Source organism: Bradyrhizobium sp. BRP56 (assembly GCF_020194035.1).
In the GTDB taxonomy this organism is placed as follows: Bacteria; Pseudomonadota; Alphaproteobacteria; order Rhizobiales; family Xanthobacteraceae; genus Bradyrhizobium; species Bradyrhizobium australafricanum.
The window spans coordinates 14,047-39,107 of the sequence record NZ_JADYVV010000043.1 but is presented as its reverse complement, the minus strand read 5'-3'; the positions used below and the strand labels follow the sequence as shown (position 1 = coordinate 39,107).

Sequence of the window (25,061 nt, the reverse complement as noted above, 5' to 3'; positions counted from 1 at the left end):
TCTACATCCGGAACACGCCGAAATCGGTGTGCTGACGCGGGACGCGCCCGGCGAGGTCAAGCAACAGCGCCATCACGCTGCGGGTTTCGAGCGGATCGATCACCATGTCGCACCAGGTGTTGCGGGCGAAATTGTAGGCATTGGCGAAATCCTCGAACGTTCGCCGGGTCGGCGCCATGTAGGCCTCGCGCTCGGCGTCCGTCCAACTCGTGCCCTCGCGTTTGTGCACCTCGTCGCGAACCATCGCGAGCGTGGTCGCGGCCTGGTCGGGACCCATGATGGCGGAACGGGCATTTGGCCACATCATCATGGCATTTGGCCGGAACGCCCGGCCGCACATCGCGAGGTAGCCTGCGCCGTAGGCATTACCCATGATGAGCGTGTATTTCGGGACATTGGCGCTTGCCATTGCCGTGATCATTTTTGCGCCGTTCTTGGTGATGCCGCCTTCCTCGGCTTCACGGCCAACCATGAATCCCGTGACATCCGCCATGAACAGCAGCGGGATGTCGCGCTTGCAGCACAGCTCGATAAAGTGCGTCGCTTTCAGCGCGCTTTCGGAGAACAGCACGCCGTTGTTGCAGAGAATGCCGATCTCGAAGCCCATGATTCGCGCAAAGCCGGTCACCAGCGTATCGCCATAGAGCGGCTTGAACTCATGGAATTCACTGCCGTCGACGAGACGCGCAAGGACATCGCGATTATTGGTGGGAATGCGCGGATCCGAACTGATCAGGCCGTAGATTTCGTTGGGGTCGAAGTGTGGCTCGCGCACCGGGGCGACGGTCCGGGTTTGCCGGGGAATCTCGCCGAGACTGGCGACGATCTCGCGCGTGATGGCAATTGCATGGGCGTCGTTCTCGGCGAGATGGTCAGTGACACCGCTCACTCGGCTATGCATCTCGCCGCCGCCGAGTGCCTCGATGCCGACCTCTTCGCGGGTCGCCGCATAGACCAGCTGCGGCCCGCCGAGGAACATGGCGCCCTGGTTTCTGATGATGACGGTCTCATCGCTCAACGCGGGAATGTAGGCGCCGCCCGCGGTAGAGGGACCGTGCACCACCGCAATTTGCGGGATGCCTTCAGCCGACATCCTGACCTGGTTGTAGAAGATCGAGCCAAACTGGCCATCGTCAGGGAAGATATTGGGCTGGTCGGGCAGGTTGGCGCCGCCGGATTGGACCAGGGTCACGCAGGGCAGGCGGTGCTGCCAGGCGAAGCGCTGCGCACGAACATGCTTCTTGCAGGTGATACCGTAATAGGTGCCGCCCTTTACGGTGGGCTCGTTGGCGATGATCATGCAGGGACGATCGGAGATCATTCCAACGCCGGTAATGATGCTGCCGCCGGGCGGCACGCCTTCGTAAAGGCCGTCGCCGGCCAACTGACAGAATTCGAGGAACGGTGATCCGGGATCGATCAGCGCCGCGATCCGCTCGCGCGGGAGCAGCTGATCGCGTTCCTTGTGAAGCTTGCGTGCCCGTTCCGGGCCGCCCAGTGCTGCCGCGGCCCGGCGCCGCCTGAGATCCGCAACGCGTTCGGCGTAGGCGCTGCGGTTGCGGGCGTAGTCCTCGGTCGAGGTGATGACGTCCGATTTCATGATTGCCATTGCGGGTGGTCCTGGCGGCTGCGCGGCAAGTCCGTCGGTGACCTGCCGCTGGTGTAAATCGACCGGTGGGTCGGCGGTGCGAGCGCCACAAAATCGAGGTGCTGCAAAATTCTAACAAGTGTTAGAATTGATCGCGCGCGGATGCAAGCAGAACTCATGCGGATCCCTCAGGCTTTCCGGAAGCGCGGCAGAGTTATGTCGTCAGAGACCTGGTCGAATGCGAGCTCGACCTCCATGTCGAAGGTGACGTCCGCCGGATCGCTCCCCGTCAGGGTGCTGATCATGCGCGGCCCTTCGTCGAGTTCGACGAGCAACACGGCATAGGGGACATCCACCTTGAATGCGGGGCCGGGAGCCCGATAGACCACGCTGAAGGAGTGCACTTTGCCGCGGCCGGTCGCGGGCCTGTGCACGAGCTTATCGCCGCCGCACTCGCGACATGTGGTTTGCTGGTAGTACTGCACGTTGCGGCATCGGCGGCAGTGCTGCAGCAGGAGCTTGCCGTGGCGCAAGCCATGCCAGAATGCGGTCGTATCGGCATCCGGAGCGGGCAGGGGCTTTCGGGTGGAATTCTCGGATGGCATCACAGCGTTCCCTCAGTGCCCAGAATGACCGTGGCATTGGTGGCGAATCCCGCTCCGAGGCTGTGCACCAGCCCGAGCGCGGCGCCGTCGACCTGCCGCTCGCCGCATTGCCCACGCAGCTGCGCGATCACCTCATGGAAGTGGAACAGGGCGCCAGGCATTCCGGAATGCGCGAATGACAGCAGGCCGCCATGGGTGTTGGAGGGTATTTGGCCGTCGTAGCTCATTTGTCCGTCGGCGACGAACGGGCCGCCTTCACCTTTCCGGCAGAAGCCGAGGTCCTCAAGCATCATCACCACGGTGCCCGTGAAGCAGTCATAGATGCCGGCGACATCCATATCGCGCGGCTGGTAGCCGGCCATTGCGTAGGCCCGCCGGCTGGATTCGACGGCACCGGTCGTGGTCAGGGACGGCATCAGGAAGATGTGCTCGTGGGTGTAGCATTCGCCGCAACCGAGGACGAAAATTGGCTTCTCGATCCCGAGGGCCTTCGCATGCTCGGCCGACGTGAGGACAAATGCCGCGCCGCCGTCCGAGATCAGCGAACAGTCGAGCTTGTGATAGGGCGTGGTGACCATAGGCGAATTCAGCACGTCCGCTGCGGTGATCGGCGTCGTCTGCTGCGCGCCGGGGGTCCGCGCCGCGTGACGCCTGTGCACGACGGCGACCTCCGCCAGCTGCTCGGGCGTGGTGCCGAACTCCCTCATATGCCGTTGTGCGGTCATTGCGAAGGTGTTGGCAACCGGAATGCCGAACGGCATCTCGTATTGCTGATCCCGGCTTTCTGTGAGCGAACGCAGCGCCAGATCCGGCGTCAGCCCCGTCATAAGACTGTCGGCCGCGACCAGCAGCACCACCTTGGCGAGGCCGCCGTGAATGGCGGCCGCACCAATGCTGAACATCGTCGTCGCCGTGGCGCCGGACACCTGCAACGTGTTCGAGAAGGTCGGACGGATTCCAAAATACTCGCTGAAGGCAACGCTGAAGCGATGGAACGGGGAGGCGAAGGCATGGCTCGACAGCACGCCGTCCACCTGGCTCTTGGCGAGGCCGGCGTCGGCGAGTGCGTTTGCTGCGGCCTCTGCCGCAAGCGAGAGCGGACTGCGGCCTGGCACCTTGCCGACCGCCGACAATCCGATGCCGATGACGGCAACCTTTCCTCTCAGGCTGGTGTCGCTCATGTGGAAGCTTTCAACAGGCGTTCGAGTTCGTGGCGCTGGACCTTGCCACTTGTCGAGCGAGGGAATTCACCGAAGGCAATGAAACGGAATTCGCGCGGCCGCTTGTAGCTCGCCAGCTCGCGGCGGCACAGTTCGGTGAGCTCGGCTACCGTCATTGCAGCCCCTTCGCGGCAAGCGACAAAGGCGACGGGGGCCTCTCCCCACCTTGGGTCGGCAGCGCGGACCACTGCGACTTCCGCGATCCGATCGTCGCCTAGCAGGACGCGTTCGATTTCGGCGGGATAGATATTCTCGCCGCCCGACTTGATCAGGTATTTGGCGCGGTCGACGAAATCGAGCGTTCCGTCGGCGTTGCGCCTGAATACGTCGCCCATGTGAAACCAGCCGCCGCGGAAGTCGCGCGTGTTGGTCTCGTCCGCGCGCCAATAGCCGGAGAATAGTGTCGGGCTGCGGATGGCCAACTCGCCGGGCTCGCCGGGCGCGACCTCGTTGTCGGAGGTGTCCACCAGCTTGATCTGGCAGAACGCATTTTGCCGCTTGGACAGGCTGGCCGGCACTTCGCCTGGCGCAATCAGCGCCCGCGTCGCCGGCGGCAGGCCGGTCTCGGTCGAGCCGAAGCTGTTGAGATAGGGGGCGCCGAGCATTTCGGTGACCTCGGCAATGGCGTGCGGGGCGACCAGATCGGCCATGGCTCCGCACACCCGCACTCCCTTCACCTTGGTGCGTTGCGCTTTCAGACCATCGATAAGCGCCTCTACCATGCCGGGAATGAGGACCAGCCAGCCGATGTCGTGTTGGGAAACGGCCATCAGCAGCGGTTCCAGCTGGAAGCCGTCGATCACAACGACAGTTCCGCCGCGCAGCAGGGTGGCGAGCGCATGATCGGTCGAGGCCATGTGGAACAGGGGGGCCCATGCGACGAATGTGTCGTGCGGAGCGATACCGAGTTCGGAGGAGAATACCAACGCCCGCATGACCATCGCGCGGTGCGAAATCACGGCACCTTTCGGCAGGCCGGTCGTTCCGCTGGTGTAGAGAATGACGAGCCCATCTTCCGGTTCGGCGACAGACGGGGATGCCCGCCCGTCTGCTCGCGTAAGCTCGCTTTCGTATTGAGATCCGATCTCCAGGATTGGAGTCGCCTTCGCGGCCGGCGGGAGGCTTGCTGCGAGGTCGGCCTCGACCAGCAGCAGCTTGGGCGACACCAATTCGATGCAATAGGAGAGTTCGCGCTCCGACAACCGCCAGTTAAGGCAAGCCGTGATGATCCCGAGATTGGCGGCCGCCAACTCGATCTCGAGATATTCGGGACGGTTGCGCGACAGCAGGCCAAGCCGGTCGCCACGTTGCAGGCCCCGCGCGGCAAGCAGGACGGTCAACCGACGGACCCGGTCGCGCAACTCCCCATAGGTCACGTGCCGGCCGCGGTATTCGATCGCAGGCCTGTTGGCATGAAGCTCCGCACAGGCCTCGAACAGTGCACCGACGGTTCCGACGCCGGATCCGCCGCCTGTCTGGATACTGAGCCCGGTTTCCGTCAACGTTTCCTCGAGCGCTGTCTTTCGACATGCTTGCGCCGGCCGACTACAAATTCTAACATCTGTTAGAAATAATTGGTAGCGCTTCTTAGGCGCCAAAAGCGGGAAGATCAATATGTCCAATCGGTACGCGGCCTACACGAGGTTGAAGCTCGACTATCCGGCTGAACGGATCCTTCGGATCACCTTCGACCGACCGGAGACCTATAACTCCGTCGACGCCGAGACCCATACACAGCTCACTCACATCTGGAGGGACATCGACAGCGATCCCGACATCAGCGCCGTGATTGTCACGGGGGCGGGCAAGGCATTCTCCGCGGGCGGCGATTTCGAGCTGATCAAGTCACTGCTCGACAATCCGGCCGCGCGGATGGCGACCTGGAAAGAGGCCAAGGATCTCGTCTACAACGTCATCAACTGCAACAAGCCAATCATCTCGGCGATCAACGGCGTCGCCGTGGGCGCCGGCCTCGTCGTCGGGATCCTTGCCGACGTGTCGATCTGTGGCAAATCGGCGCGGATCGTGGACGGGCACACCCGGCTCGGTGTCGCCGCTGGCGACGTCGCCTGTATCATCTGGCCGCTGCTCTGCGGACTGGCGAAGGCAAAGTACTATCTGCTCACGTGCAAGCCGCTGTCGGGTGAGGAAGCCGAGCGTATCGGCCTGGTTTCGCTGTGCGTCGACGATGCGGAGCTGCAAGGCATCGCATTGGAAACGGCGCAGGATCTCGCCACCGGCGCACAGAGTGCGATCCGCTGGACCAAATATGCGTTGAACAACTGGCTTCGCGTCAACGGGCCGCTGTTCGACACGTCAACCGCCCTCGAAATCCTCGGCTTTGCCGGCAATGAGGCCCGCGAAGGCCTGGCCTCGCACCTTGAGAAGCGCAAGCCAGCTTTCCCCAAGGATTGCCCGATCTAGGATCGTCTGATCCCCGTCAAGGCAACCGACCTGAGTGGTTGCCTTGATGTCTCACTTCACACCAAGCGACGTCGCCTGGTCCGGGCCAATCCGGGCCAGCAGCTATCCCTTGAGCTTCTGACGGATATGGTCGATCGCCTCGGGGTTGGCGAGCGCCGACAGATCGCCGGGGTCCTTGTCTTCGAAGACTGCGCGAAGCACACGGCGCATGATCTTCATGTTGCGCGTCTTCGGCAGGTCATCGACCAGCAATACCCTTTCCGGGCGATACGAGGTGCCCATTCCGTGCACCAGGGCCTGGGCAAGCTCTTCCGACAGCGCGCGGAGGTCTTTCGCACCAGGGCTCGGCACGCAAGCACAAACGATAGCGGAGCCTTTGACCGGATGCGGGACGCTGAAGACGGCAGCTTCCGCGACCTTGCCGGTTGCGGTCAGCACGCCCTCGAGCTCTGCCGGACCGACGCGCTTGCCCGAAATCTTGAGGGTGTCGTCCGAGCGGCCAAGAATGTAATAGAGACCGTCCTTGCCGCGCATGGCAAAGTCGCCATGCACCCAGATTCCCGGAATCGTATTCCAGTAGCTCTCGAGATAGCGCCGGTCGTCCTTCCACAGGCTCTTGGTGAGCCCGATCGATGCATGACGCAGCACCAGCTCGCCAACCTCGCCGTCGGGGACAGGGTTACCCGCCATGTCGACGATATCCGCGCCGACTCCGAGGGCCGGCCGGGAGAACGAACACGGGTTCATTGGATGGTTGGGGATGCCGGTGAAGATGCAGCCGCCGACTTCCGTTCCGCCGGAAATATTGATGATTGGGATCTTTGACTTGCAGACGTGTTCGAAGAACCATCGCCACGGTGTCTCGGTCCAGGCCTCGCCGCCCGAAGCAGTCATTCGCAGGCTCGAGAGGTCGTACCGCTGGACCTCCTCGCCATGGCGCATCATGCCGCGCACGATGGTCGGTGAAACACCGAGATAGGTGACCTTGTGATCGGCGATCAGGCGCCAGAAGCGTCCCGTATCGGGATAATCGGGCGTCCCCTCGGCCACGAGGAGTCTGCCGCCTGCGAAGCTTGGAATGCAGGCGCACATCGCGCCCACCATCCATCCCATGTCGCTGAAGAAGAAAAACAGATCCGTTGGCTTGAAGTCGCCGCAGATGATCATATCCCGCGTCACCATTGAGCCAATGAAGCTGATATGCGTCCACACGCAGCCCTTTGGTTCGCCGGTCGTTCCCGACGTGTAGAGAAGGATGGCAGGATCTTCCGCGTCCATCTCGACGGTCGGAAGGTTTGCCTCCTCCTTGGCGATCTCATCCCACCAGTGGTCGCGTCCCGCCTGGATGGGGGTGTCGATGCCGAGCCCGCCGCGGTTTGCCACGATCACATGCTGGACGGTTGGTGCGGTCTCCAGGGCCTCGTCGAGAACCGATTTCAGCGGAGCCGGCGCGCCTCGACGCCAGGTACCGTTCGCGGTGATGACGGCCTTCGCTTCACCATGGTTGAGCCGCGCCCTGATCGGGTCGGGACCGAAGCCGGAGAACAGGGGCATCACGATCGCCCCGATCTTCAGGATTGCAAAGAAAGCCATAAAGGTTTCGGGCAGGTTGGGCATGTAGATCGCGACGACGTCGCGCTTGTCGATGCCGAGCTTGCGCAGGCCCGATGCTAGCCGTTCGACAGCGGATGCGAACTCGGCGTAGCTCAGTCGCCGCTGCTCGCGCCTGTCTTCGCCTTCCCAGACCAGGAATGTCTTGTCCCAGACTTCAGTTCCGCGGTGCTTGTCGATGCAATTGAGGACGATGTTCGTGGTCCCGCCAACGCACCAGCGCGCCCACGGTTCGCCCCGTGCAAGATCAAGGATCTTCTCGGGCTTGCGATAGAAGCGAACGTCACAGAACCCGAACACTTCCTGCGCGAGCCAGGCTGGATCGATGTCGGCCTTGGCCGCCAGCGTGTCGTAGTCCGGCTGCCCGGTGGCGCGAAGAAACGCGCTCAGGTTGCTCTGCTCCACCAGTTCCGCGGGGGGCGTCCAGAGATACGCCATCTTGCTTCCTCCTGCCTCAAGAGCTGCGCCATGTTCTTGCATCTGGCGTGCGGCGATGTATTCTAACAAATGTTAGAATTCAAGGAAGAAGATATCGTGGCTGAAAAAGAGCAAGTCCGCTATTCCGTCGAAGACGGCATCGCGACGGTGACCATCGACCGTCCCGAACGCAAGAACGCGCTCTCGGTCGAGGCGATGAACGGCCTGACCGACGCCTGGGACAGGGTCGAAACCGACGCCTCGGTCCGCGCGATCATCCTGACCTCAGCGGATTGCGGGGTATTCTGCGCAGGGCTGGATCTGAAGCAGGCCGCGGAAATCCGGGCGAGGGACGGGGTGGATATCCTGACGCTGATGCGTGATCCCATGCAGCACGCGATGCGGAAGGTCTCCAAGCCCATCATTGCTGCCATGACGGGATCTTTGATGGCCGGCGGGATGATGCTTGCGCTGAAGTGCGACTTGAGGATCGGGCTGCGCGGCACCCGTGCGGGAATAACCGAGGTCAAGATGGGGCGCGGGTCCCCGTGGGCGGTGCCGGTGCTTTGGATGGTGCCGCAACCCCTACTGATGGAGATGGTTCTGACGGGCGAGACGATCGCGATCGAACGGCTCGCGGAGCATGGTTTCGTGAACTCGCTTGAGGATACACCAAAGGCCGTGCGCGAACGCGCGCTTGAGCTGGCGCGGAAAATCGTCGAGGGCGCGCCATTGTCGGTCAAGGCGGCCAAAGCGAGTGTGCTAGCCGCGATGGACCTGGGGCTTGCGCAGGGCCTCGTCGCGGCCGAGCGCCTGCATCAGGAGGCCTATGCCAGTCTCGATGCGATCGAAGGGCCGAAAGCGTTCGCAGAGAAGCGCAAGCCAGTCTGGCAGGGCAGATAGATTGGGATCAGGGCTTATTGACGCCTTCGAAGATCAGCGTCTCCGTGCGACGGGCCAATTCAAGCACGGCATCCCTGTTTTCCAGCCTGAACCATTCGATTGTCCAGTTGAGAGCGCCGATTACGAACATACGCAATGGCACCACCTCCATGTCGGCGCGGATCTCGCCGGCGCGCCGGGCATCGATGAAGAGCTGGTCCCAATATTCTGCGTATGCGCGCCGCAGCGGCCGGTGCGGCTTCTTCAGTTGCTCCGGCAATTGCCCGTAGATTCGAATGTTGGCTGAAGTGAAGTCGCTCGTCTCGAGGAGCGCGACGAGGTGGGCCTCGATCGCAAGACCGATCTTGCGCCGGTGCGATACTTTTCCGGCGCGCTCGACCGAGTTCTTCACCGTCTCGAACACGTGGCGCAGGCCGCGGTCCAGCACCTCGTCGAGAATCTGCTCCTTGGAGTCGAAATGGTAGTAGATGCTACCGGCCTTTATCTTGGCCCTGGTTGCGATCTGGCGCAGCGTCGTGGCCGAAAACCCCTGGCGGCGGAACAGCTGGGCCGCGGAATGCAGGATGAGGTCCCGCGACCGCTCGGACTTGGGCGTTGCGGCCGCAGGGCCTTTGTCGGGCCCGGTCTTGCGCCCGCGGCTCGGGGGGAGGGCTTTCGGCCGACGTCCCGCCGGCCTCGGGCCAGACCGGTCACCGGAACGCAAGGATGACCGCACCGTTTTCATACCTCCCGCAAGCTCCGTGTCGACATACCAGACTGCCGGCTCGTGCAACCAATGATCGTTGTCGAAGCAGATTCCGTAGAGCATGGCAATATCCGGCAGGTAACAGCCCGATGGTACCTGACGGCATCAAAACACAGGGCCCGTAAGCCGCGCGGCTGTGGCGGGCTCGCCTGGCAGGCGGCAGGCGACATTCGGCACAACCTCCGATGCCGCGGGAGTTGAGAAGTCATTCCTGGCTAAGCGGCGTTTCTGTCGCCGCCTCTTTCGCGCTCAGCCAAATTCAACGTTGCCACTCACTTAAGATCGGCTTTTCACCATCCCGCGGTGGGGACCAGTTCCTGATGTCAGCGCATGGAGTGGCCGGCTCGGGGGCGGCTATCGCTTTGATGCACCTTTGGGCGTGCCGGCGTCACGCTTCGGCGAGGCCCCCGATCGGTGCGGGAAATAGAACCGATATGAGATCCGCGCCTGCCGGCAAATTGATCGGGTGTGTGATTGGATCGATGATTTGCCCGACGGCAAAGAGAATATTTTCAAAGTTGGTTTTGGGGCATGGCAAAGATGGAGTAAGCTGGCCTCGTCGGGTTGCCCATGGCAAATGCACTTACGATAAGGAAGGATCACCTTCCAAAAGGTGACATGGAACGGCGAGCGGCGCAGTACGTTCGCATGTCTACCGAAAAGCAAGTCTACTCAATCGCAAACCAGATGGCAGTGATCGCGGCTTACGCCAGCGCGCACCGTCTGGCGATCGTCAAGACCTACGCGGACGAAGGCAAAAGCGGCCTTCAGATCAAGAACCGAGCAGGCCTTCGACGGTTGATAAGCGATGTCACAACAGGCGCAGCCGATTATGGTCAGCTTCTCGTATACGATGTGAGCCGGTGGGGGCGGTTTCAAGATCTAGACGAAGGTGCTCACTACGAGTTCCTCTGCCGGCAAGCCGGGGTGGAGGTCGAATATTGCGCCGAGGGATTCAAGAATGACTTCAGTTTGGCCTCTACCTTGGGAAAGTATCTCAAGCGAACGCAGGCCGCCGACTTCAGTCGCGATCTATCCGCCAGGGTGCATGCCTCCCACTCGCGGGTTATCCGGCAAGGGTTCTCGGTAGGTGCTCCGAAGACCTACGGTCTCAGACGCGAGCTGGTTGACCAGAAGCAGCGGCCGAAGATGTTTCTGGAGAAGGGCGAGGCCAAATTTTTGCAATCCGATCGCGTGAAGATCCGGCCGGGGCCTCCGGATCAGGTCGCCATCGTCAAATGGATTTTCGCGCAATGTCTCAAGGGAAAATGCGATGCATGGATAGCGAGAGAGCTGAACCGCCGCAATGTGGAGACATCCACGGGGCACCCTTGGAATCCTGCGCTCATCTATCGCATTCTCAAAAACGAAACCTTTATCGGAAACCTCCTTTACAATCGAGTCTCGCGCAAACTCAAGGGGCCGAGAGTCATCAATCCACCCGACCAGTGGATTCGCGTGGAACGGTGCATTGACCCGGTGATCAGCGTGTCCACCTTCGAGCGCGTCCAAAAAATTCTTGCTAACCGGCGTGTCGAGATATCAGAAACTGAAATGCTAGTTCGATTGCGCCGGACCCTCAAAAAAAGAGGACGGTTGAGCACCGGTATCATCAATAGCACTGTCGGATTGCCGAGCTTCCACACTTTTATTCGCCATTTCGGAACTATTCGAGAAGCTTACCGGTTGATCGGTTATACTTCCGAACGGGACCATACATACATTGATGCGAAAGAGCATTGGGCAGAGGAGATAGGAGCGCTGCGCCGGGAGATCGTGGCGGATCTCAAAGCGCTCGGCATAAAAGCAAACTCATCGGGCGACCAAGTCCTTATCGGAAGGGAGGTCTTGCTGGACTTTCGCGTTGCTCGCGCATACCGCTATCCCGGGTGTCTAAACCAGTACCGCATTCCATTCATTCGAAAGGTGATCGGCCGGTGGGTCGTCGTCATCAGGCTGACCAACGACGCCAAGTCGGTTCTCGACTACATGCTGATCCCGAAAACAGGCTTGGTCAAACCAGATACGAGAGATGGCGTAAGAATAAGCGATGCCGCGCGAGACCGCCTTGGTTTTGAGATCTTCAAGTCGCCGCATACCCTGTCGATGGGGATACATCGAAAGCTTTCGCTTGGACGAACGGGAATTCGCAAGATCAAATAGCTGGCGCCGCTTCCGGAGCGCTTGCCAATAGCAAGGCTCATGACGTAGCCGGGTCCTCGTTCCGTCCCCTGGTTCACAGTCGCAAGCTTGTCGTCCCGCAAGGGTCGTTGCAGCGCTCTTGCTTCATCTCACGGCGCTCGCATCCATACGTCGCGCTCCTCATCTGTAGTGAGGACAACGGGCATGACCTTGAGGTGGATTGACTCAACGACAGCGTTCTGCGGCCTCGTCAGAAAGCCATAAACGTTGTGAGGACCTGGGATCGACTTTGACTTGGTGCCCGATCACCCCCTTGAACGCGGTCCAGATGCCGGCGAAGACCGTCAGCGGCACGTCCTTTTTCTTGGTCTCCAGGTTCGGCTCAGGAGCACACTCGAAGCCATTGAACGGCACCAGGGAGCGGTTCTCCGGCTTAAGCCAGCCCGCAGTACATCGCTCAAGCATGAGGCTTTCCGCCTTTGTCGTCGAGGGCCTTGTCGGCTGCGCGACCTTCGGCCATTGCCTCGACAGCCTCGACAACGTTTCGCCGCGCGGCTCGATCCTTAATCGCGCGGAATGCCCGTAGCAGTCGGAAGATGTCTGCCGCGTCTCGAGCGAGTTGCTCCTTCGTCAAAGGTGAATCCCCGCAATGACCGCTGAAACGGATCGTGGAATCGAAAAGGACCGTCCAAGGGGCGGTCCTTTCCGGCCGGCTGCAATGGGCCTGTAAAAACTCGAAAGGTGAAAAATGCTCTGCAAGTTACGATAATATCGGCAGGGATTGTATTACGGCCGTCCTGCCTCTCGCGAAATCCGGATCAATACGGTGTTCTGGCCGTCGAACGAGACGTGGCTGGGACAAGTGCAGTATGCGGCGATCCGACAGCTGCAGCCGCGGCGGCAGAAGCCTAACAGGCGCTTGGCGGGACCCTCACTGGAGGACCTTCGGTAGCACGACAACGACATCGATTTCCCGGCCGATGATCTGCGACGCAACGATTGCGATGGGCAGGGCGAAATTGTCCTCGATTTCGGCTGCGCTCGATTCGTCTCTTGCGTAGACATACAGAAGATACCCGTCGATCTCCGCAAAGCGGATGCCGGCGAACACGCGGTCAAACGTTCCCGCGCCAACGATGAACGCCATTCTCGCCTGTATCGCGTAGTTCTGGATTTCGGTCAGGTCCATCTTGTTACCGTTAGGGATATTGCGTTGCTCGACATGTTAGATGTTTACGCCTCCTGCTGGCGGCAAGGGCTGTTTTTCAGAATCGAGCCGAAGGGCGAGCTCCGGACTGGGTGAAGGCGGTCCGCTTTGAGTTACCAACGGAAGGGCTCCTGGCCTATAAGAGGATGAGGTCACCGGTTAAGCCCGGTTACCTTTGACCGTCTCATGGTTCAGCAAGGCGCGCAGAGTGAACAACCCAGAAGCCGTCGCCGCAATCGTGTCGGCCCTCCGGGAGGCCCACGGGGACAACGTTGCTCGCGCCTTCCTTGCTGATGGGGTAACCCTTGCGGCGCTTGTCGACGCAGTTTTCTCCCTCCCGATAAAGAATAGTGTGGCAGTCAGAACGATCGCCCGCGCGCTCGAATCCGGAGATTTTGTTATCTCACCCGACGTCGGGCCGCTTTGGCACGTCAGATATGTGTACAGCCACCCGGGCTCGATGACCGTCGTAGACATGGTGGTGCTGACACCCGAGAGGACGTTCACGAGCACCGAGATCTCGTTGCAGCTGCGCGGGTGATCCCCATTGCGGTTCGGGCCTCAAGGACTCTATTGCAATTCCTGGATATGGCCGGTGCTGTCGACGAGAATGGACCGTTCCTTCCCATCCCGTGTGGCCTTGAACGTCTTGATCTTGCCAGATGGCACTTCGCGGATTTGCGAATAGCCAGCTGCTTCAAGCCTTGCCTTGATATTTTCCAAGGTGAGGGCAGATGCTGCCGCTGGGGCGTCGAAAACCGTCAGAAAGCAAAGGGCAGCGAGCTTTTGCGCTTTCATGTCCATTAGTCGATCTGAGTTGCCGATGATGCCGTCTCCTTGTCACAGCAGAATTGGACCAATTCTGCCCACTGTCTAGCGAGAAATGCATGGAAAGCGCTTAAGATGATTCAATGGGAAGCGGCGGTCGTTCGATGGACTGAGCGCGGAAGGGGCCGGCGAGTTCTGCGTGAATGCTACCCATGAAATTTCGCCCGAAGCGCGGTTTTCGCTCGGTCAGGTCATCCGGGGCCGGCTTGCGCAGCAGGCGCGATCTGAAATTAGATCGAGAGTGCTAAATCGGGAGATCGAGTTGAGGTTCCGCTCGGTCTTGGTCATGGAGCGCTGACAGCGACACGCCCAGCAAGCGTACGGATTTCGGCAAGGGCATCTCGTGCCGTAACAGGTCGAGAGCCAGACGCTCGAGGTCAGCGCGGTTAGATACCGGGCTAGACACCGATCTGCTGCGGGTAATGATCTCGAAATCGAAGAACTTGACCTTTAGCGTCACCGTGCGCCCTCGGCTGCCGGTGCTTTCGCAATGCCGCCAGACCTTGTCGATGAGCGACTGGAGCTCGACCGCCAGGGCGTCGAACGCTGTCAAATCGTTCGAGAATGTATTCTCTGCGCCGATGGACTTTCGTATCCGGTTCGCTCGAACCGGACGCTCGTCGACGCCGCGCGAGATGCAGTAGTAGTAGGCGCCGGATTTGCCGAAATTCGCGTTCATGAACTCGAGCGTCTGGTTGCGGATGTCGAGCCCGGTGAAGATGCCGAGGCCGTTGAACTTGGCTGTCGTCGCCGGGCCGATGCCGTGGAATCGGCCAACGGGGAGATTCTCCACGAAGGCAGGCCCCATCCCGGGTGTGATGACGAACTGGCCGTTGGGCTTACGATGGTCGGACGCGAGCTTCGCCAGGAACTTGTTGTAGGAGATTCCGGCAGAGGCCGTGAGGCCGGTTTCGGCGAGGATTTTGGCCCTGATAGCGGTAGCGATCTCGGTTGCGAGCGCGATCTTCTGAATGTTCTCGGTGACGTCGAGATATGCCTCGTCCAGCGACAGCGGCTCGATGATTTCCGTGTGCTCGGCGAAGATGTCCCGGATCTGCCGGCTGACGGCCTTGTAGACCTCGAAACGCGGCTTCACGAAAACCAGCTCCGGACACTGACGCTTTGCGGTGACCGACGGCATTGCTGAGCGGACCCCGAACTTGCGGGCCTCGTAACTCGCTGCGGCCACGACGCCGCGTTCTGCGGAGCCACCGACGGCCAATGGCTTGCCGCGCAAGTCGGGATTGTCCCGTTGCTCCACCGACGCGTAGAACGCGTCCATGTCGATATGAATGATCTTGCGCGGTCGGGCCTCGCCGCTGTTCCGCGCCTGGTCTGGCGAATTCATTCGGAGACAGTACTCGAGGCCGTCGCGCGCGGGAATGGCGGGGAAAACGGGGAAAAGTCCGGTTCCGAACTGGCCGGTCGGACGTCGTGAGCCTCATGTTACCAACTCGCTATTGGACTTCGGCGATATCGCCCAGGCTTGGACGTTTTGGCCTTCGCCCGGAGTGTTTGTCTTCATTTCGTTGCGAGCCTTTTCATGAAGCAGTTTGACGAGCGGACGACCGCTAACCTCGATGTTGTTCTGGATGAAGTCTGCCGCGATCTCCCGAACGGCGGTGGCGATCACGAAACCAGGAAGTTCATCGCGCGAAAGCTGCTGCGGGCCGCCCAGCAGGGGAAAAAGACGCTTGGGGCTCTTGGGCGCGTTGCTCGACAGGCCTTGCAGGGGATTCCGGAAGACCGTCCAGGGTAACGCGCTGGGCAGGGTCTGCTGCTTCGCAACCAGGCGTTGATTGGAGTTTACGGCAAGTAAGCGGGGAGTGTTATGTACGATGTTTATTTGAACAGGAGCAACGAGCTTCTGGTTGTTATTCGGGGTGGCTCTATCCCTTCGGCAATCGCCGGAAGGTGGCGCAAACAGAAGCGTGTCGTTCGATCTGTCAGCCACGGTATTCGCGACGACGTCCGGCAGCATGGTTATCATCATCGCAATCTGGCGAAGCGATTGGTCGCCTCGACGAGGGCGGGGCTGCAGTAGGGATTATATTGCGTCGCACGGTGGGTGCTTGATCTCACCACAGTTTCGGGCTGACGCTATTCGACCGGCGTCTCAGGCACGATCGGAGATTGCGCCAATCGCAGGGAGATAAACCACCAGGAATCGCGCCGGGAGAGCGGGCCAACTAGTAGTGATCAGGACCGAACGTTGCTGCGCCCGTGATTGATTTTTGCCGAGATCTCCCTGCGAGATGCCTCGCATGAGGCCGTCGCGAAAGATACCCAATCAGCGCCGGGCCTCTTGCTCCGACTTCACTGAATTGCAGCCATAGCAACGAAACACATGGACCGCTTCGTACTTACCAACGGAGCGTAGTTCGGCCAACAGGGCCATATGACGACCGCAAACGTCACATTTGCATGCGAGCGCTTCCGTCTCTTGCCTGGACAGTGTTGGCATAGCGAACGTCCCATGCGCTATCCGCCGAGGGTTCGATCATGGGCCTCAGAACACGCTCGTTGTATCCGTGCGAATACGGGCTCTTCGTTTCCGGCGACGCTCTCCGCGTCCTTGATGGACCTTATATGTTATCGTCATGCCCCAAATGGGCTAAGCCTCCGTCGCAGTCGCGGCGTGTGGAATGTTGGACATCAACATCGCATACTGAGTGGCATGACGACCAAGACGCCTCATTTTCAGCCGGAGAAGACAAAAGACGGTCGCTGGTTTGTAGCGGTCAAGACCGGCAATGGGCCGGATTCTCACATCGGAGATTTTGATACGGAAGCCGACGCGGAGCGCTGGATTGCAACCAAGGCGAAGTACTGGCCTGGCAGAGAGAGCTGAAGTGCCGGGCTCCACTCTCCTGCGAATGCAGGCAATGCTAGCCTAATCCAGGCCAAATACCGGAAAATGGCTTGCATCGTTCCTGAAGCTTAACGGGAAAAACCAACGTGGTTTTTGCGATCCGGCACCTTGCTTCAGCGCAAAAGCTCTCACATGGGCGCGGGTGCGAAATTGAATGGACATTCAAAGAAATTCGATGATTTAGTGTGCCCGGTGAGCCGGGAAGAGGAGATCGTTGCTTGCAGAAAGCGGAAAAACGGGCGCGGGGACGCCCGGTGGGATCGTCCGATCAGGAAGCAAAGCGACATGAGTTCGTGATCGCAGTCATGAAGGCGATCGCGGAGCGCGGCTACAAGGACGTGACAGTGGCGACCATTTGCGAGGCGGCCGGCTTTTCGCGCGGTCTGATCGGGCACTATTTTCCTGGGAAGGACGCGTTGTTGCTTCACGCGGTAGGGGAAGTGGCCAAGGATTTTGAACTGGCGACGAGAGCTGCGGCGGAGGCGGCCGGCCAAGATCCGCTTGACCGCTTGCACGCTATCGTCAGCGCAAGTTTTCGGGCGCCCGTGTTCACGCCGGAAAGGGTCCTGGTCTGGGTCGCTCTGGCCAGCACGTCGCGCTGGTCTCCTGATCTTGCCGAGATTTATCACAAGCTGAACCGGCCGTATCGCCGTGGCTTGGCCAACCTTATGCAGCGCGCCGCGAATGCGCGGGGTGCCAAAGTTAATCCCGACCGTCTTGCGATCACGCTCACTCAGCTTACCGAAGGTCTGTGGTCCGGCTGGGCTGCCGATCCAAGAACGATATCCGCCGCGGAGGGAGAAGCGGCTTGTCACGACCTTCTCGACGCGTTCTTTCCGCCAAGAAGAGTGGCAAACTGAGGAGCTTGTAGCTAACTGCGCTTCTTCATTCCGCGCAGGTCAATTGCGCCGGTGAGGGTCCGGGGGTCCAAGTCGGGTGCGAAGATTTGCGCCTTGTTGATCTTCTGAGTAGCGGTGACTGGCATCCGATCGAGGAACAGAATCCATCCGGGAGCCTTGTAGTAGGCGAGCTGCTCCTTGCAATAGTTGGCGATGTCGTGCGCAAGCTGATAGTCGGCCATACGGTTCGGGGCAGGGACGACGCAGGCAAAGATCTCTTCTCCCGCCTTCTCGTCAGGGACAGCCAGAATCGCAATCTGATCAACCGCGGGGTGCCGGCAAAGTACGGTCTCGACTTCGGTGGCCGCAATGTTTTCGCCAGAGCGCCGGATCATGTTCTTGCGCCGATCGACGAAATAGATGATCCCGTCTTCGTCCTGGCGAACAATGTCGCCCGAATGCCACCAGCCTCCGCTCCACCCGGCCTCGGTTGCGGCCTCGTCATCGAGATAGCCAGCAAAGAAGCCCTTGCGGGGATTTTCGCCGGCCAGCCGGACGACAAGCTCGCCTTCCGCTCCTGCCGCAACGTCGCTGTTGTGTTCGCCGACTACCCTTGCCTCGAGTGGACCAACCGCACGCCCGATCGCCCGAACGCCGATTGGGCGCGGATCCTGATCGTTGGCCGTCCAGCGTCCAACCTCGGTCATGCCCCAGACCTCGAGATGAGGAATGCCAAAGCGTTCCTCGAATTCGCGGTGAATGGCAGGCTCCATTCCTGCGCCAAAGCCAAATCGGACGCCATGCGCACGTTCGTCCGGCGAACTGTCCAGGGCGACCAAGGCCTGTGGTACGGCTCCGATGTAATGCACGATGGTCGCCCGGGTGGTTGATACCTCGTTCCACCAACGCTTCGCCGAAAAATACTCGGGACGGATTACGCATCCCTGCGACAGCAGCATCGGCATCAGGGCGACTACGCCAGCATGGACGTGGAAGACCGGCATCGGGTTGAATAGGCGATCTTGGCCCGGCGCGATCGAAAAGCGGCCGCCGCTTCCTGCAAGAATAAAGAACCATTCGCCGGCGGAGAGCCAATAGTCGTTTGTGGTCAGGCAGCCTTTCGGGCGACCAGTCGTGCCGGATGTATAGAAAATCCCTGCCTCGGTTTTTCGATCGAGCGTGCCGGTGGCCGCAGGTCGTGCCGGCGAGGGCAGCCGTTCCGGCAAGCTGTCCACGGTGAAGACGGCGAACTGGCCTGCCAATTCGTCCGCAACTGCAGTCAGCCGCTCAACGTGATGGGGAAGGGCGACCGCGAGGACCACGCCGCTATGCTGCATCTGGTAGAGCAGTTCGGCGTGTCGGTGATCGGGGTTAACCGGCACCACACTTGCTCCCACGGCATTGAGCGCAAGCAAGTGCAGGAAATAGTCGGGTCTGTTCTCGACGAGCAAGGCAACGCGATGTCCAAGCCCGTATCCGGCGCGCCTGTAGCATTCGGTGAGAGCCGCCACGCGCCGCATGACATCTTGATAGGTCCACTCAATTCCATCGGGGGCGTAGGAGGTGCCGGCCGGCACGCAGATGAAGGCGTTGTCCGGCGCTGCGGCTGTACTCGCGCGAAATGCTTCGAAGATCGTCTCGGCCACTGTCGTCCTTCTCCCAGGCCATTGCGGGCAAGTTCGACCAGCCGCTTGGGCCGGTCCCAGGCCGCGACTAGCGGCAATTTTGTCTACCGATCGGGCACGCCCGACTTGCGCGTTCCATGGCGGCAGGTCGCATCGATCGCCTTGTTCCGCTTCTTCTGGCTCCCAGAACGATCCTAAGGGGGCCGCGGAAGAAGGCAATAATAATTTTGTTGAACGTCCGACAAATTATGCCATCATGGCGATGGAAGCCCAATAATCAAACAACGGTGGGGAGGTGAGCATGCTTTGGAGATGGACCGGGATTGGGGTCATCGCGCTGCTGGTCGTGGGGCCGGTGGCCGCGCCGGCCAGCGAAGATACGCCTGTCAAGATCGGCGTTCTCGGCGACCAGTCGTCGGTTTATTCCGCTGCCGGGGGGCGAGGCAGCGTCGAGGCGGCAAAGCTCGCAGCCGAAGATGCGGGGCCGGTGCTCGGCAAGCCGGTCGAGATCGTCTCGGCGGATTTCCAACTGAAGGTCGATGTCGGCGTTGCGATCGCGAGGAAGTGGTACGACGAGGAGAATGTGGACGCGATCATCGACGTGCCGTTCTCGGGCCTTGCCTTGGCTATCGCCGACATGACCAAGAGCAAGAAGAAGCTCGCGCTGTTCAATGCGGCGGCTAGTTCGGAGCTTACCGGCACGAAATGCTCGCCCTATGTTGCGCAGTGGACTTACGACACGTATTCGTTGGGGCATGGGCCGACCAGTGGTCTCGTCAGTCGCGGCGAAAATTCATGGTTCTTCCTGACTAACGACACCGTGTTCGGCGCGAGCCTTGAAGGCGATGCGTCCGCGGCCGTCAAGGCCGGCGGAGGCACGGTGATCGGCTCGGTGCGTACGCCGACAGGCGCGACGGACTTCTCGTCGTTCCTGCTGCAGGCGCAAGCCTCCAAAGCGAAAGTGATCGGCGTCGTTGAGGCGGGTGCCGATCTTGCCACCGTTCTCAAGCAGGGCGAGGAGTTCGGCCTTAAATCACGGGGCCAGCGTCTCGCGGCGCTGATGGCCACGATCGACGCCATTCACGGCGTCGGTCTGAAGGATTCCCAGGGCATCATCGTTGCCGAAGCGTTTTACTGGGACCAGAACAACGAGACGCGCGCATTCGCCAAGCGGTTCTATGAGCGGATGAATGCCATGCCGACGCAAGTGCAGGCCGGCGCCTACAGCGTCGTCAATCACTATCTGAAGGCAGTCAAGGCCGTCGGCTCCAAGGATCCCGATAAGGTGATGGCCAAGATGCGGGAGATGCCCATCAACGACTTCATGTCGCACAATGCCAAGCTGCGGGCCGATGGCCGCGTACTCCGCGATCTCTACCTCTTCGAGGTGAAGTCGCCGAAGGAATCCAAGGTCGCCTGGGACTATTATAAGCAGATCGGCGTGATCCCCGCGGACAAAGCGGTGCGGCCGCTCGATCAGGGCGGCTGCCCGCTGGCAAGTCAATGATCCCGGATCAGCGCATGACCGCGACGCGTGATCCCGCCGAACTTGATCTCTTCCGTGAGACTGTTCGTCGCTTCCTTGCAGAGGAAGTCGCACCGAACGCGGATGCGTGGCGTGCGAGGGGATATATCGACCGCGATCTGTGGCGCAGGGCAGGCGCGCTCGGCCTGCTTTGCGCCAGCTCTCCGGAGGCATATGGCGGTGGCGGCGGCGATTTCTGGCACGAGGCCGTCATCATCGAGGAGCTCGCGTGGATCGCGTTTCCCGATTTCAGCATACCGCTGCAGAATGTGATCCTGGCGCCTTATTTGACTCAGTACGGCACCGAGGAACAAAAGCGCCGCTGGTTGCCGCGCATGGCCAGCGGCGATCTTGTGGCGGCGCTCGCGATGAGTGAGCCGGGCGCCGGATCCGACGTCAGGGCCATCAGGACCCATGCGCGTCGGGACGGCGACGCGTATGTCGTCAACGGGCAGAAGACCTTTATCACGCACGGCCACACCGCGGATCTGATCTGCCTCGCCGTCAAGACCGATGCCGCTGACGACAACGGCGTTCGCGGCTTCAGCCTGCTGGTCATCGAAACCGCGAACACGGCCGGATTCCAGCGCGGACGCCGGCTCGACAAGGTCGGCCTCAAGGCACAGGATACGGCCGAGCTGTTCTTCGATGATGCGCGCGTGCCGGTCGGCAATCTGCTTGGAGGCGTTGAGGGCCGCGGATTTTATCAGCTGATGGAGCAACTCGCCAAGGAGCGCATCAATATCGCCATGCAGGCGCTTGCCTTGAGCGAAGCCGCGCTGGCCGAAACCGTCACCTATGTCAAAGAGCGGAAGGTATTCGGCAAACGTCTGATCGAATTCCAGAACACGCGGATGGTGCTTGCCGAAGCCAAGACCGCCGCTTCCGTTACGCGTACATTTCTCGAATCCTGCATCGAACGGCTAATCGCCGGAACACTCGACGCGGAAACCGCGGCGATGGCGAAATGGTGGGCGACCGAGAAGCAGTGCGAGATCATAGACCAATGCGTGCAGCTGCACGGAGGTTACGGCTACATGCTGGAATATCCTGTCGCGAGGATGTGGTGCGACGGTCGTATCCAGAAGATCTGGGGCGGCTCCAACGAGGTCATGAAGGAATTGATTGCGCGGGCTTTGTAACCAGAACGACGGGACCCGACCGGCCGCGCAAGAGATCAGAGAACAACCATCCTGATTGGAGTCGACGATGAACCAGTACGCCAAATATGAATGCCTGAAGGTAGAGGTTGCCGACAAGATCGCGACCGTGACGTTGAATCGGCCGCAAGCGCGCAATGCCATCAACCAAAAGCTGATCCGCGAGCTGCGGACGATCTGGGACGACGTCGCCGACGATCATGCCGTCAATGTCGTGATACTGACAGGCGCCGGCGACTTCTTCAGCGTCGGCGGCGATGTGAAGGCGATGTCGGAGCGACCGGGCGGCGACGTGCTTGAGGAAGGCGAAGTGCATGACCCCATGATCAGCCGGCGCGGCGTTACCCGCCAGCTCGAGCTCGACAAGCCGATCATCGCGGCAATCAACGGCGATGCCATCGGGCTTGCGGCGACCCACGCGCTGCTCTGTGACATCACCGTGATGGCGGAGGATGCGCGGATCGGTGACACTCACGTCTCGCGTGTCGGCCTGGTCGCCGGCGACGGTGGCACCGTGATCTGGCCGCTGCTGGTCGGTATCAACAAAGCCAAGGAGTTCCTGATCCGTGGCACGCTCCTGAAGGGCAGGGAAGCGGAACGGGTCGGGCTGGTCAACCATGTCGCGCCGCGCACCGAGGTATTGGCCATGGCCCGCGAGATCGCCGTCGACCTTGCCAACGGGCCGACCTGGGCGATCCGCTGGACCAAACTGTCGATCAACCAGATCGTCAAGGATCGGGTGAACCTGCTGCTCGAGGCGTCGATGGCGCTTGAGCAGGTCACGTTCGAGACCGCCGACCACAAGGAGGCGACGATTTCGTTCAAAGAGAAGCGCAAGCCGAAGTTCGGTCAGGCTTGAACCGAACCTGCAACGCGTAGACTGGAGCGCCGATGCGCAACCGTATTACTGAAATGTTCGGGATCGAGGTCCCAATCTTCGGCTTTACGCACAAACCTGAGGTCGCGATCGAGGTGACCAATGCTGGAGGAATGGGCGCGCTGGCGGCCAGCTACTATCAGCCGGACGAGCTCGAACGCATCCTCACCGACATGGATGAGAAGACTGGCGGACGCCCTTATTGCATTGATGTTCTGTTCGCTAACAAGGTCGGGCAGGTCACACCAATGTCGGAACGGCTTAAGGCGCTGCCAAAGGAGCACATCGAGTTCGTCGAAAAGCTGTTGAACAACGCAGGAATCCCGCCATTGCCGCCGGAAGTCGAGGCGGAGATGCTACGCGAGAAGCCGCCGGGCCACGGGCACACCGAAGAGGGTGTTCTCGAGGTCCTGGAGATCGTGGTCCGGCATCCGCAGGCGAAGTTCGTGCTGAGCGCTATGGGCGCGCCGCCGGCCTATGTCGTCGATAGGCTGCACAGCCGCGGCATCAAGGTCGGTGCGATGGCCGGCAGCGCCGAACATGCGCTCAAGCATGTGCGGGCTGGCGTTGATCTGATCGTAGCACAGGGAAGCGAAGCAGGAGGACACACCGGTACGATCTCCTCAATGGTACTTTGGCCGGAAGTGGTCGAAGCGGTCGCGCCGATTCCGGTGCTGGCCGCGGGGGGCGTCGGTAGCGGCCGGCATGTCGCAGCCGCGTTTGCGCTGGGAGCCGAGGGCGTGTGGTGCGGGACGATCTGGCTCGGCGCTTCCGAGAGTGAGTTGTCTCCCGACATGCGCAAGAGGTTCGTAGCAGCGCGCTCACAAGACGCCATCCAGCGCAAATACGACACCGGGAAGCCGCTGCGCGGCTTGCGCAGCAAGTGGACAGACGCGTGGGATGCTCCTGACGCACCAGAGCCGCTGCCGCTTGCAGCGCAAAAGCTGCTTGTTGCACCTGCGCTCAAGCGGCTCGAACTGGCCAACGCGGTCGACTACATGGGTTACATGTCAGGGCAAATTGTCGGCAGCATCAAGGCTGAACGGCCCGTTCGCGATATCATGAAAAGCATGACATCCGAGTGCCTGGCCGTCCTGAAGACTTTAAGCTCAAAATCCTAGCTGTAGAATCTGCGCGGAATCGGCGTACGCCGCAGGCAGCAGCTAATATTGATCGCCGATGCGGATGACTCCGAGCCATCTTGCGCTTGTGCGAAGCAAGGACTGCCCGGCCGTTTGCCGCAGCATCCTGTTGGCCGCGAATGCACGCTGGCCAACCGTTCGACGCTTCGAAGCTTGTTTCCCGTCGGCCATTGGCGCCTCGGCACCGAGCATGGTTCGAAAGGTGATCGAGTATCGCGGGGTCTCAACCGCCAGAAATGCTGTGTCCCATATCCGCCGAGCTTCACCGGCCAAGGTTGATCCCGTCGAGCGCGAGGAAGGCTCGCTCTTGCTACCACGTTGGCGCGAAGATCGACCGCAGTTGGAGCAACGACTTATCAACGGGGCCGCAAGAAGCTCGCGAATGAGTTCTTCGCCAATTTCGCGCGAGCATTATAGCGGGACTGCCGGGCTGAACGCGCAGCAACGCGAGCAAGGAATTGTTAGCGCGCGCGACCCGATTTTGCGCCCCACATACAGAGGCTAGAGGGTTCGAAACCGAACTGTCGAGGACGGTGCGTCGTTTCGTCCTCGATCTCATCTACGCCGACTGAATATTCGAATACCATCCCGTCCGGGCCCTGGAAATACAGAAACCGCGCGCCCGAGGTCGGGTGGCGGCCCGGACCAAAGACGATCGGAACGCGCTGGCCAGACAGATGATAATATGACCTCAGCACATCGTCGTTGCTTTCGACCTGATGGTTGATGTGGTGGACACCCGGCCCCCGACCAGGGGCGAGCGCCACAGTGTGATGGATCGCGTTAACCCGCATCAGCGCGATGTCGCCGATGCGGTCGCTGACCCGCGCGTTACACACTTGGGTCCAGAACAGTTCGTCCCGCACGGGATCAGTCGTAAATAGTCCTACATGACTGAACCCGGTAATTCCCGCATCGCGGGTGGCGAAATATCGCTTGCCGCTGCGCTCGGGGCGCACCACCAGCTCGATCTGATTTCCCGTCGGATCCTTGAAACCGATGAAGGCCCTGACCTTGCGGAGCGCGCACTCATCCGGCGTACCGGCGTGGACGGCATGTCCCAACGAATCGAGGACCGCGCCGGCAGCGTTGAGCTTGTCTTCATCGGTGACTTCGAAAGCCACCGTCTGGTCCTGCGGATCGCCCTCGAAATAGCAGAGCGTGTGGGCGCGGTCGTCGGACCGCAGATAGAGCGCTGCCTTCGCCTGCTCGCCAACCTGCAGGCCGAGGCTCCTGGTTGCGAAACTTTGCGCGTCCTCGAGGTTGGAAGCGCCCAGCCGTACATAAGCGAGATCCCGCAATTCAATCATGTTGCGCCTCCATATCTCAGC

At 60.8% G+C, this 25,061-nt stretch carries 23 protein-coding genes and 1 pseudogene; 11 read left to right on the top strand and 13 right to left on the bottom strand.

What is annotated here, in order from left to right; genetic code table 11:
* Position 1: 1 nt before the first annotated feature.
* The 4 genes from I6F38_RS27100 to I6F38_RS27085 all read right to left on the bottom strand — a co-directional run bounded on the left by I6F38_RS27100 (position 2) and on the right by I6F38_RS27085 (position 4,915).
* Positions 2–1,600: a carboxyl transferase domain-containing protein gene (locus I6F38_RS27100; RefSeq protein ID WP_346657134.1), complete on the bottom strand. Its 1,599-nt coding sequence runs from the start codon at positions 1,598–1,600 to the stop codon at positions 2–4.
* A gap of 176 nt (positions 1,601–1,776) precedes the next feature.
* Positions 1,777–2,193, bottom strand: a complete 417-nt coding sequence (locus tag I6F38_RS27095) for an OB-fold domain-containing protein (RefSeq protein WP_225162481.1) — start codon at positions 2,191–2,193, stop codon at positions 1,777–1,779.
* Entirely contained in the window at positions 2,193–3,374 is a 1,182-nt protein-coding gene (locus tag I6F38_RS27090; protein ID WP_225162480.1) for a thiolase, read from the bottom strand. Before I6F38_RS27090 ends, I6F38_RS27095 begins: the two co-directional genes overlap by 1 nt.
* The gene (locus I6F38_RS27085) at positions 3,371–4,915 is read right to left on the bottom strand and encodes an AMP-binding protein (RefSeq protein ID WP_225162479.1); all 1,545 of its coding nucleotides are present in this window, start codon (positions 4,913–4,915) and stop codon (positions 3,371–3,373) included. The genes I6F38_RS27090 and I6F38_RS27085 overlap by 4 nt, the downstream gene beginning before the upstream one ends.
* Before the next feature lie 112 nt (positions 4,916–5,027).
* Between I6F38_RS27085 and I6F38_RS27080 the strand changes: the two genes are divergently transcribed.
* Positions 5,028–5,837 carry an enoyl-CoA hydratase/isomerase family protein gene (locus I6F38_RS27080; RefSeq protein WP_225162478.1) on the top strand — a complete coding sequence of 270 codons (810 nt, stop codon included), beginning with the start codon at positions 5,028–5,030 and terminating at the stop codon, positions 5,835–5,837.
* 102 nt (positions 5,838–5,939) lie between these two features.
* On the opposite strand, the gene I6F38_RS27075 is transcribed toward I6F38_RS27080, so the two are convergent.
* Entirely contained in the window at positions 5,940–7,886 is a 1,947-nt protein-coding gene (locus tag I6F38_RS27075; RefSeq protein ID WP_225162477.1) for an AMP-binding protein, read from the bottom strand.
* Between the two features lie 69 nt (positions 7,887–7,955).
* Here I6F38_RS27075 and I6F38_RS27070 point away from each other — a divergent pair, with 69 nt between their 5' ends.
* Positions 7,956–8,768, top strand: a complete 813-nt coding sequence (locus I6F38_RS27070) for an enoyl-CoA hydratase/isomerase family protein (protein WP_225162476.1) — start codon at positions 7,956–7,958, stop codon at positions 8,766–8,768.
* Between the two features lie 7 nt (positions 8,769–8,775).
* Here I6F38_RS27070 and I6F38_RS27065 read toward each other — a convergent pair whose 3' ends face one another.
* A complete protein-coding gene (locus I6F38_RS27065; RefSeq protein ID WP_225162475.1) occupies positions 8,776–9,576 on the bottom strand; it encodes a TetR/AcrR family transcriptional regulator in 801 nt (266 codons plus the stop codon).
* A 507-nt stretch (positions 9,577–10,083) separates the two neighbouring features.
* Here I6F38_RS27065 and I6F38_RS27060 point away from each other — a divergent pair.
* Positions 10,084–11,676, top strand: coding sequence for a recombinase family protein (locus tag I6F38_RS27060; RefSeq protein WP_346657132.1), 1,593 nt, complete (start codon positions 10,084–10,086; stop codon positions 11,674–11,676).
* 56 nt (positions 11,677–11,732) lie between these two features.
* Here I6F38_RS27060 and I6F38_RS27055 read toward each other — a convergent pair.
* A pseudogene (locus tag I6F38_RS27055) lies at positions 11,733–12,099 on the bottom strand (SOS response-associated peptidase family protein); the annotation flags it as partial.
* Between the two features lie 19 nt (positions 12,100–12,118).
* On the opposite strand from I6F38_RS27055, the gene I6F38_RS44075 reads away from it, so the two are divergent.
* Positions 12,119–12,241, top strand: coding sequence for a hypothetical protein (locus I6F38_RS44075; protein WP_276573517.1), 123 nt, complete (start codon positions 12,119–12,121; stop codon positions 12,239–12,241).
* A 345-nt stretch (positions 12,242–12,586) separates the two neighbouring features.
* On the opposite strand, the gene I6F38_RS27050 is transcribed toward I6F38_RS44075, so the two are convergent.
* Entirely contained in the window at positions 12,587–12,844 is a 258-nt protein-coding gene (locus tag I6F38_RS27050; RefSeq protein WP_225162474.1) for a hypothetical protein, read from the bottom strand.
* 226 nt (positions 12,845–13,070) lie between these two features.
* Here I6F38_RS27050 and I6F38_RS27045 point away from each other — a divergent pair, with 226 nt between their 5' ends.
* Positions 13,071–13,403, top strand: coding sequence for a hypothetical protein (locus tag I6F38_RS27045; protein WP_225162473.1), 333 nt, complete (start codon positions 13,071–13,073; stop codon positions 13,401–13,403).
* Between the two features lie 29 nt (positions 13,404–13,432).
* Here the strand turns inward: I6F38_RS27045 and I6F38_RS27040 are convergent, their stop codons facing one another.
* The 3 genes from I6F38_RS27040 to I6F38_RS44265 form a co-directional block, all read right to left on the bottom strand.
* Positions 13,433–13,666, bottom strand: coding sequence for a hypothetical protein (locus tag I6F38_RS27040; protein ID WP_225162472.1), 234 nt, complete (start codon positions 13,664–13,666; stop codon positions 13,433–13,435).
* A 268-nt stretch (positions 13,667–13,934) separates the two neighbouring features.
* Positions 13,935–15,038, bottom strand: a complete 1,104-nt coding sequence (gene dinB / locus I6F38_RS27035; RefSeq protein ID WP_225162471.1) for a DNA polymerase IV — start codon at positions 15,036–15,038, stop codon at positions 13,935–13,937.
* A 93-nt stretch (positions 15,039–15,131) separates the two neighbouring features.
* Positions 15,132–15,671, bottom strand: a complete 540-nt coding sequence (locus tag I6F38_RS44265) for a hypothetical protein (protein WP_346657131.1) — start codon at positions 15,669–15,671, stop codon at positions 15,132–15,134.
* Between the two features lie 696 nt (positions 15,672–16,367).
* On the opposite strand from I6F38_RS44265, the gene I6F38_RS27025 reads away from it, so the two are divergent.
* On the top strand, positions 16,368–16,541 hold the full coding sequence (locus I6F38_RS27025) for a hypothetical protein (RefSeq protein WP_155258656.1): 174 nt from the start codon (positions 16,368–16,370) through the stop codon (positions 16,539–16,541).
* A gap of 239 nt (positions 16,542–16,780) precedes the next feature.
* Positions 16,781–17,422 (top strand): TetR family transcriptional regulator C-terminal domain-containing protein, encoded by a 642-nt coding sequence (locus tag I6F38_RS27020; RefSeq protein WP_225162469.1) that lies wholly within the window; start codon positions 16,781–16,783, stop codon positions 17,420–17,422.
* An 11-nt stretch (positions 17,423–17,433) separates the two neighbouring features.
* Here I6F38_RS27020 and I6F38_RS27015 read toward each other — a convergent pair whose 3' ends face one another.
* The gene (locus tag I6F38_RS27015) at positions 17,434–19,047 is read right to left on the bottom strand and encodes an AMP-binding protein (protein ID WP_225162468.1); all 1,614 of its coding nucleotides are present in this window, start codon (positions 19,045–19,047) and stop codon (positions 17,434–17,436) included.
* 280 nt (positions 19,048–19,327) lie between these two features.
* Between I6F38_RS27015 and I6F38_RS27010 the strand changes: the two genes are divergently transcribed.
* The 4 genes from I6F38_RS27010 to I6F38_RS26995 all read left to right on the top strand — a co-directional run bounded on the left by I6F38_RS27010 (position 19,328) and on the right by I6F38_RS26995 (position 23,709).
* On the top strand, positions 19,328–20,533 hold the full coding sequence (locus I6F38_RS27010; RefSeq protein WP_225162467.1) for an ABC transporter substrate-binding protein: 1,206 nt from the start codon (positions 19,328–19,330) through the stop codon (positions 20,531–20,533).
* A 14-nt stretch (positions 20,534–20,547) separates the two neighbouring features.
* Positions 20,548–21,693 carry an acyl-CoA dehydrogenase family protein gene (locus I6F38_RS27005; protein ID WP_225162466.1) on the top strand — a complete coding sequence of 382 codons (1,146 nt, stop codon included), beginning with the start codon at positions 20,548–20,550 and terminating at the stop codon, positions 21,691–21,693.
* A 67-nt stretch (positions 21,694–21,760) separates the two neighbouring features.
* Entirely contained in the window at positions 21,761–22,570 is an 810-nt protein-coding gene (locus I6F38_RS27000; RefSeq protein ID WP_225162465.1) for an enoyl-CoA hydratase-related protein, read from the top strand.
* 32 nt (positions 22,571–22,602) lie between these two features.
* Positions 22,603–23,709, top strand: a complete 1,107-nt coding sequence (locus I6F38_RS26995) for a nitronate monooxygenase family protein (RefSeq protein ID WP_038381856.1) — start codon at positions 22,603–22,605, stop codon at positions 23,707–23,709.
* Between the two features lie 482 nt (positions 23,710–24,191).
* On the opposite strand, the gene I6F38_RS26990 is transcribed toward I6F38_RS26995, so the two are convergent.
* Positions 24,192–25,040, bottom strand: a complete 849-nt coding sequence (locus tag I6F38_RS26990; protein ID WP_225162464.1) for a VOC family protein — start codon at positions 25,038–25,040, stop codon at positions 24,192–24,194.
* Positions 25,041–25,061: the final 21 nt, after the last annotated feature.

What these genes read in the sequence shown, in the direction of transcription:
- I6F38_RS44075 (WP_276573517.1), top strand. Translation starts at nt 12,119, where the DNA reads ATGAGGCTTTCCGCCTTTGTCGTCGAGGGCCTTGTCGGCTGCGCGACC.
- I6F38_RS26990 (WP_225162464.1), bottom strand. Translation starts at nt 25,040, where the DNA reads ATGATTGAATTGCGGGATCTCGCTTATGTACGGCTGGGCGCTTCCAAC.
- I6F38_RS27090 (WP_225162480.1), bottom strand. Translation starts at nt 3,374, where the DNA reads ATGAGCGACACCAGCCTGAGAGGAAAGGTTGCCGTCATCGGCATCGGA.
- I6F38_RS27080 (WP_225162478.1), top strand. Translation starts at nt 5,028, where the DNA reads ATGTCCAATCGGTACGCGGCCTACACGAGGTTGAAGCTCGACTATCCG.
- I6F38_RS27010 (WP_225162467.1), top strand. Translation starts at nt 19,328, where the DNA reads ATGCTTTGGAGATGGACCGGGATTGGGGTCATCGCGCTGCTGGTCGTG.
- I6F38_RS27050 (WP_225162474.1), bottom strand. Translation starts at nt 12,844, where the DNA reads ATGGACCTGACCGAAATCCAGAACTACGCGATACAGGCGAGAATGGCG.
- I6F38_RS27070 (WP_225162476.1), top strand. Translation starts at nt 7,956, where the DNA reads ATGTTAGAATTCAAGGAAGAAGATATCGTGGCTGAAAAAGAGCAAGTC.
- I6F38_RS27065 (WP_225162475.1), bottom strand. Translation starts at nt 9,576, where the DNA reads ATGCTCTACGGAATCTGCTTCGACAACGATCATTGGTTGCACGAGCCG.
- I6F38_RS27060 (WP_346657132.1), top strand. Translation starts at nt 10,084, where the DNA reads ATGGCAAATGCACTTACGATAAGGAAGGATCACCTTCCAAAAGGTGAC.
- I6F38_RS27040 (WP_225162472.1), bottom strand. Translation starts at nt 13,666, where the DNA reads ATGGACATGAAAGCGCAAAAGCTCGCTGCCCTTTGCTTTCTGACGGTT.
- I6F38_RS44265 (WP_346657131.1), bottom strand. Translation starts at nt 15,671, where the DNA reads ATGCTGCCGGACGTCGTCGCGAATACCGTGGCTGACAGATCGAACGAC.
- I6F38_RS26995 (WP_038381856.1), top strand. Translation starts at nt 22,603, where the DNA reads ATGCGCAACCGTATTACTGAAATGTTCGGGATCGAGGTCCCAATCTTC.
- I6F38_RS27005 (WP_225162466.1), top strand. Translation starts at nt 20,548, where the DNA reads ATGACCGCGACGCGTGATCCCGCCGAACTTGATCTCTTCCGTGAGACT.
- dinB (WP_225162471.1), bottom strand. Translation starts at nt 15,038, where the DNA reads ATGAATTCGCCAGACCAGGCGCGGAACAGCGGCGAGGCCCGACCGCGC.
- I6F38_RS27100 (WP_346657134.1), bottom strand. Translation starts at nt 1,600, where the DNA reads ATGAAATCGGACGTCATCACCTCGACCGAGGACTACGCCCGCAACCGC.
- I6F38_RS27000 (WP_225162465.1), top strand. Translation starts at nt 21,761, where the DNA reads ATGAACCAGTACGCCAAATATGAATGCCTGAAGGTAGAGGTTGCCGAC.
- I6F38_RS27075 (WP_225162477.1), bottom strand. Translation starts at nt 7,886, where the DNA reads ATGGCGTATCTCTGGACGCCCCCCGCGGAACTGGTGGAGCAGAGCAAC.
- I6F38_RS27025 (WP_155258656.1), top strand. Translation starts at nt 16,368, where the DNA reads ATGACGACCAAGACGCCTCATTTTCAGCCGGAGAAGACAAAAGACGGT.
- I6F38_RS27095 (WP_225162481.1), bottom strand. Translation starts at nt 2,193, where the DNA reads ATGCCATCCGAGAATTCCACCCGAAAGCCCCTGCCCGCTCCGGATGCC.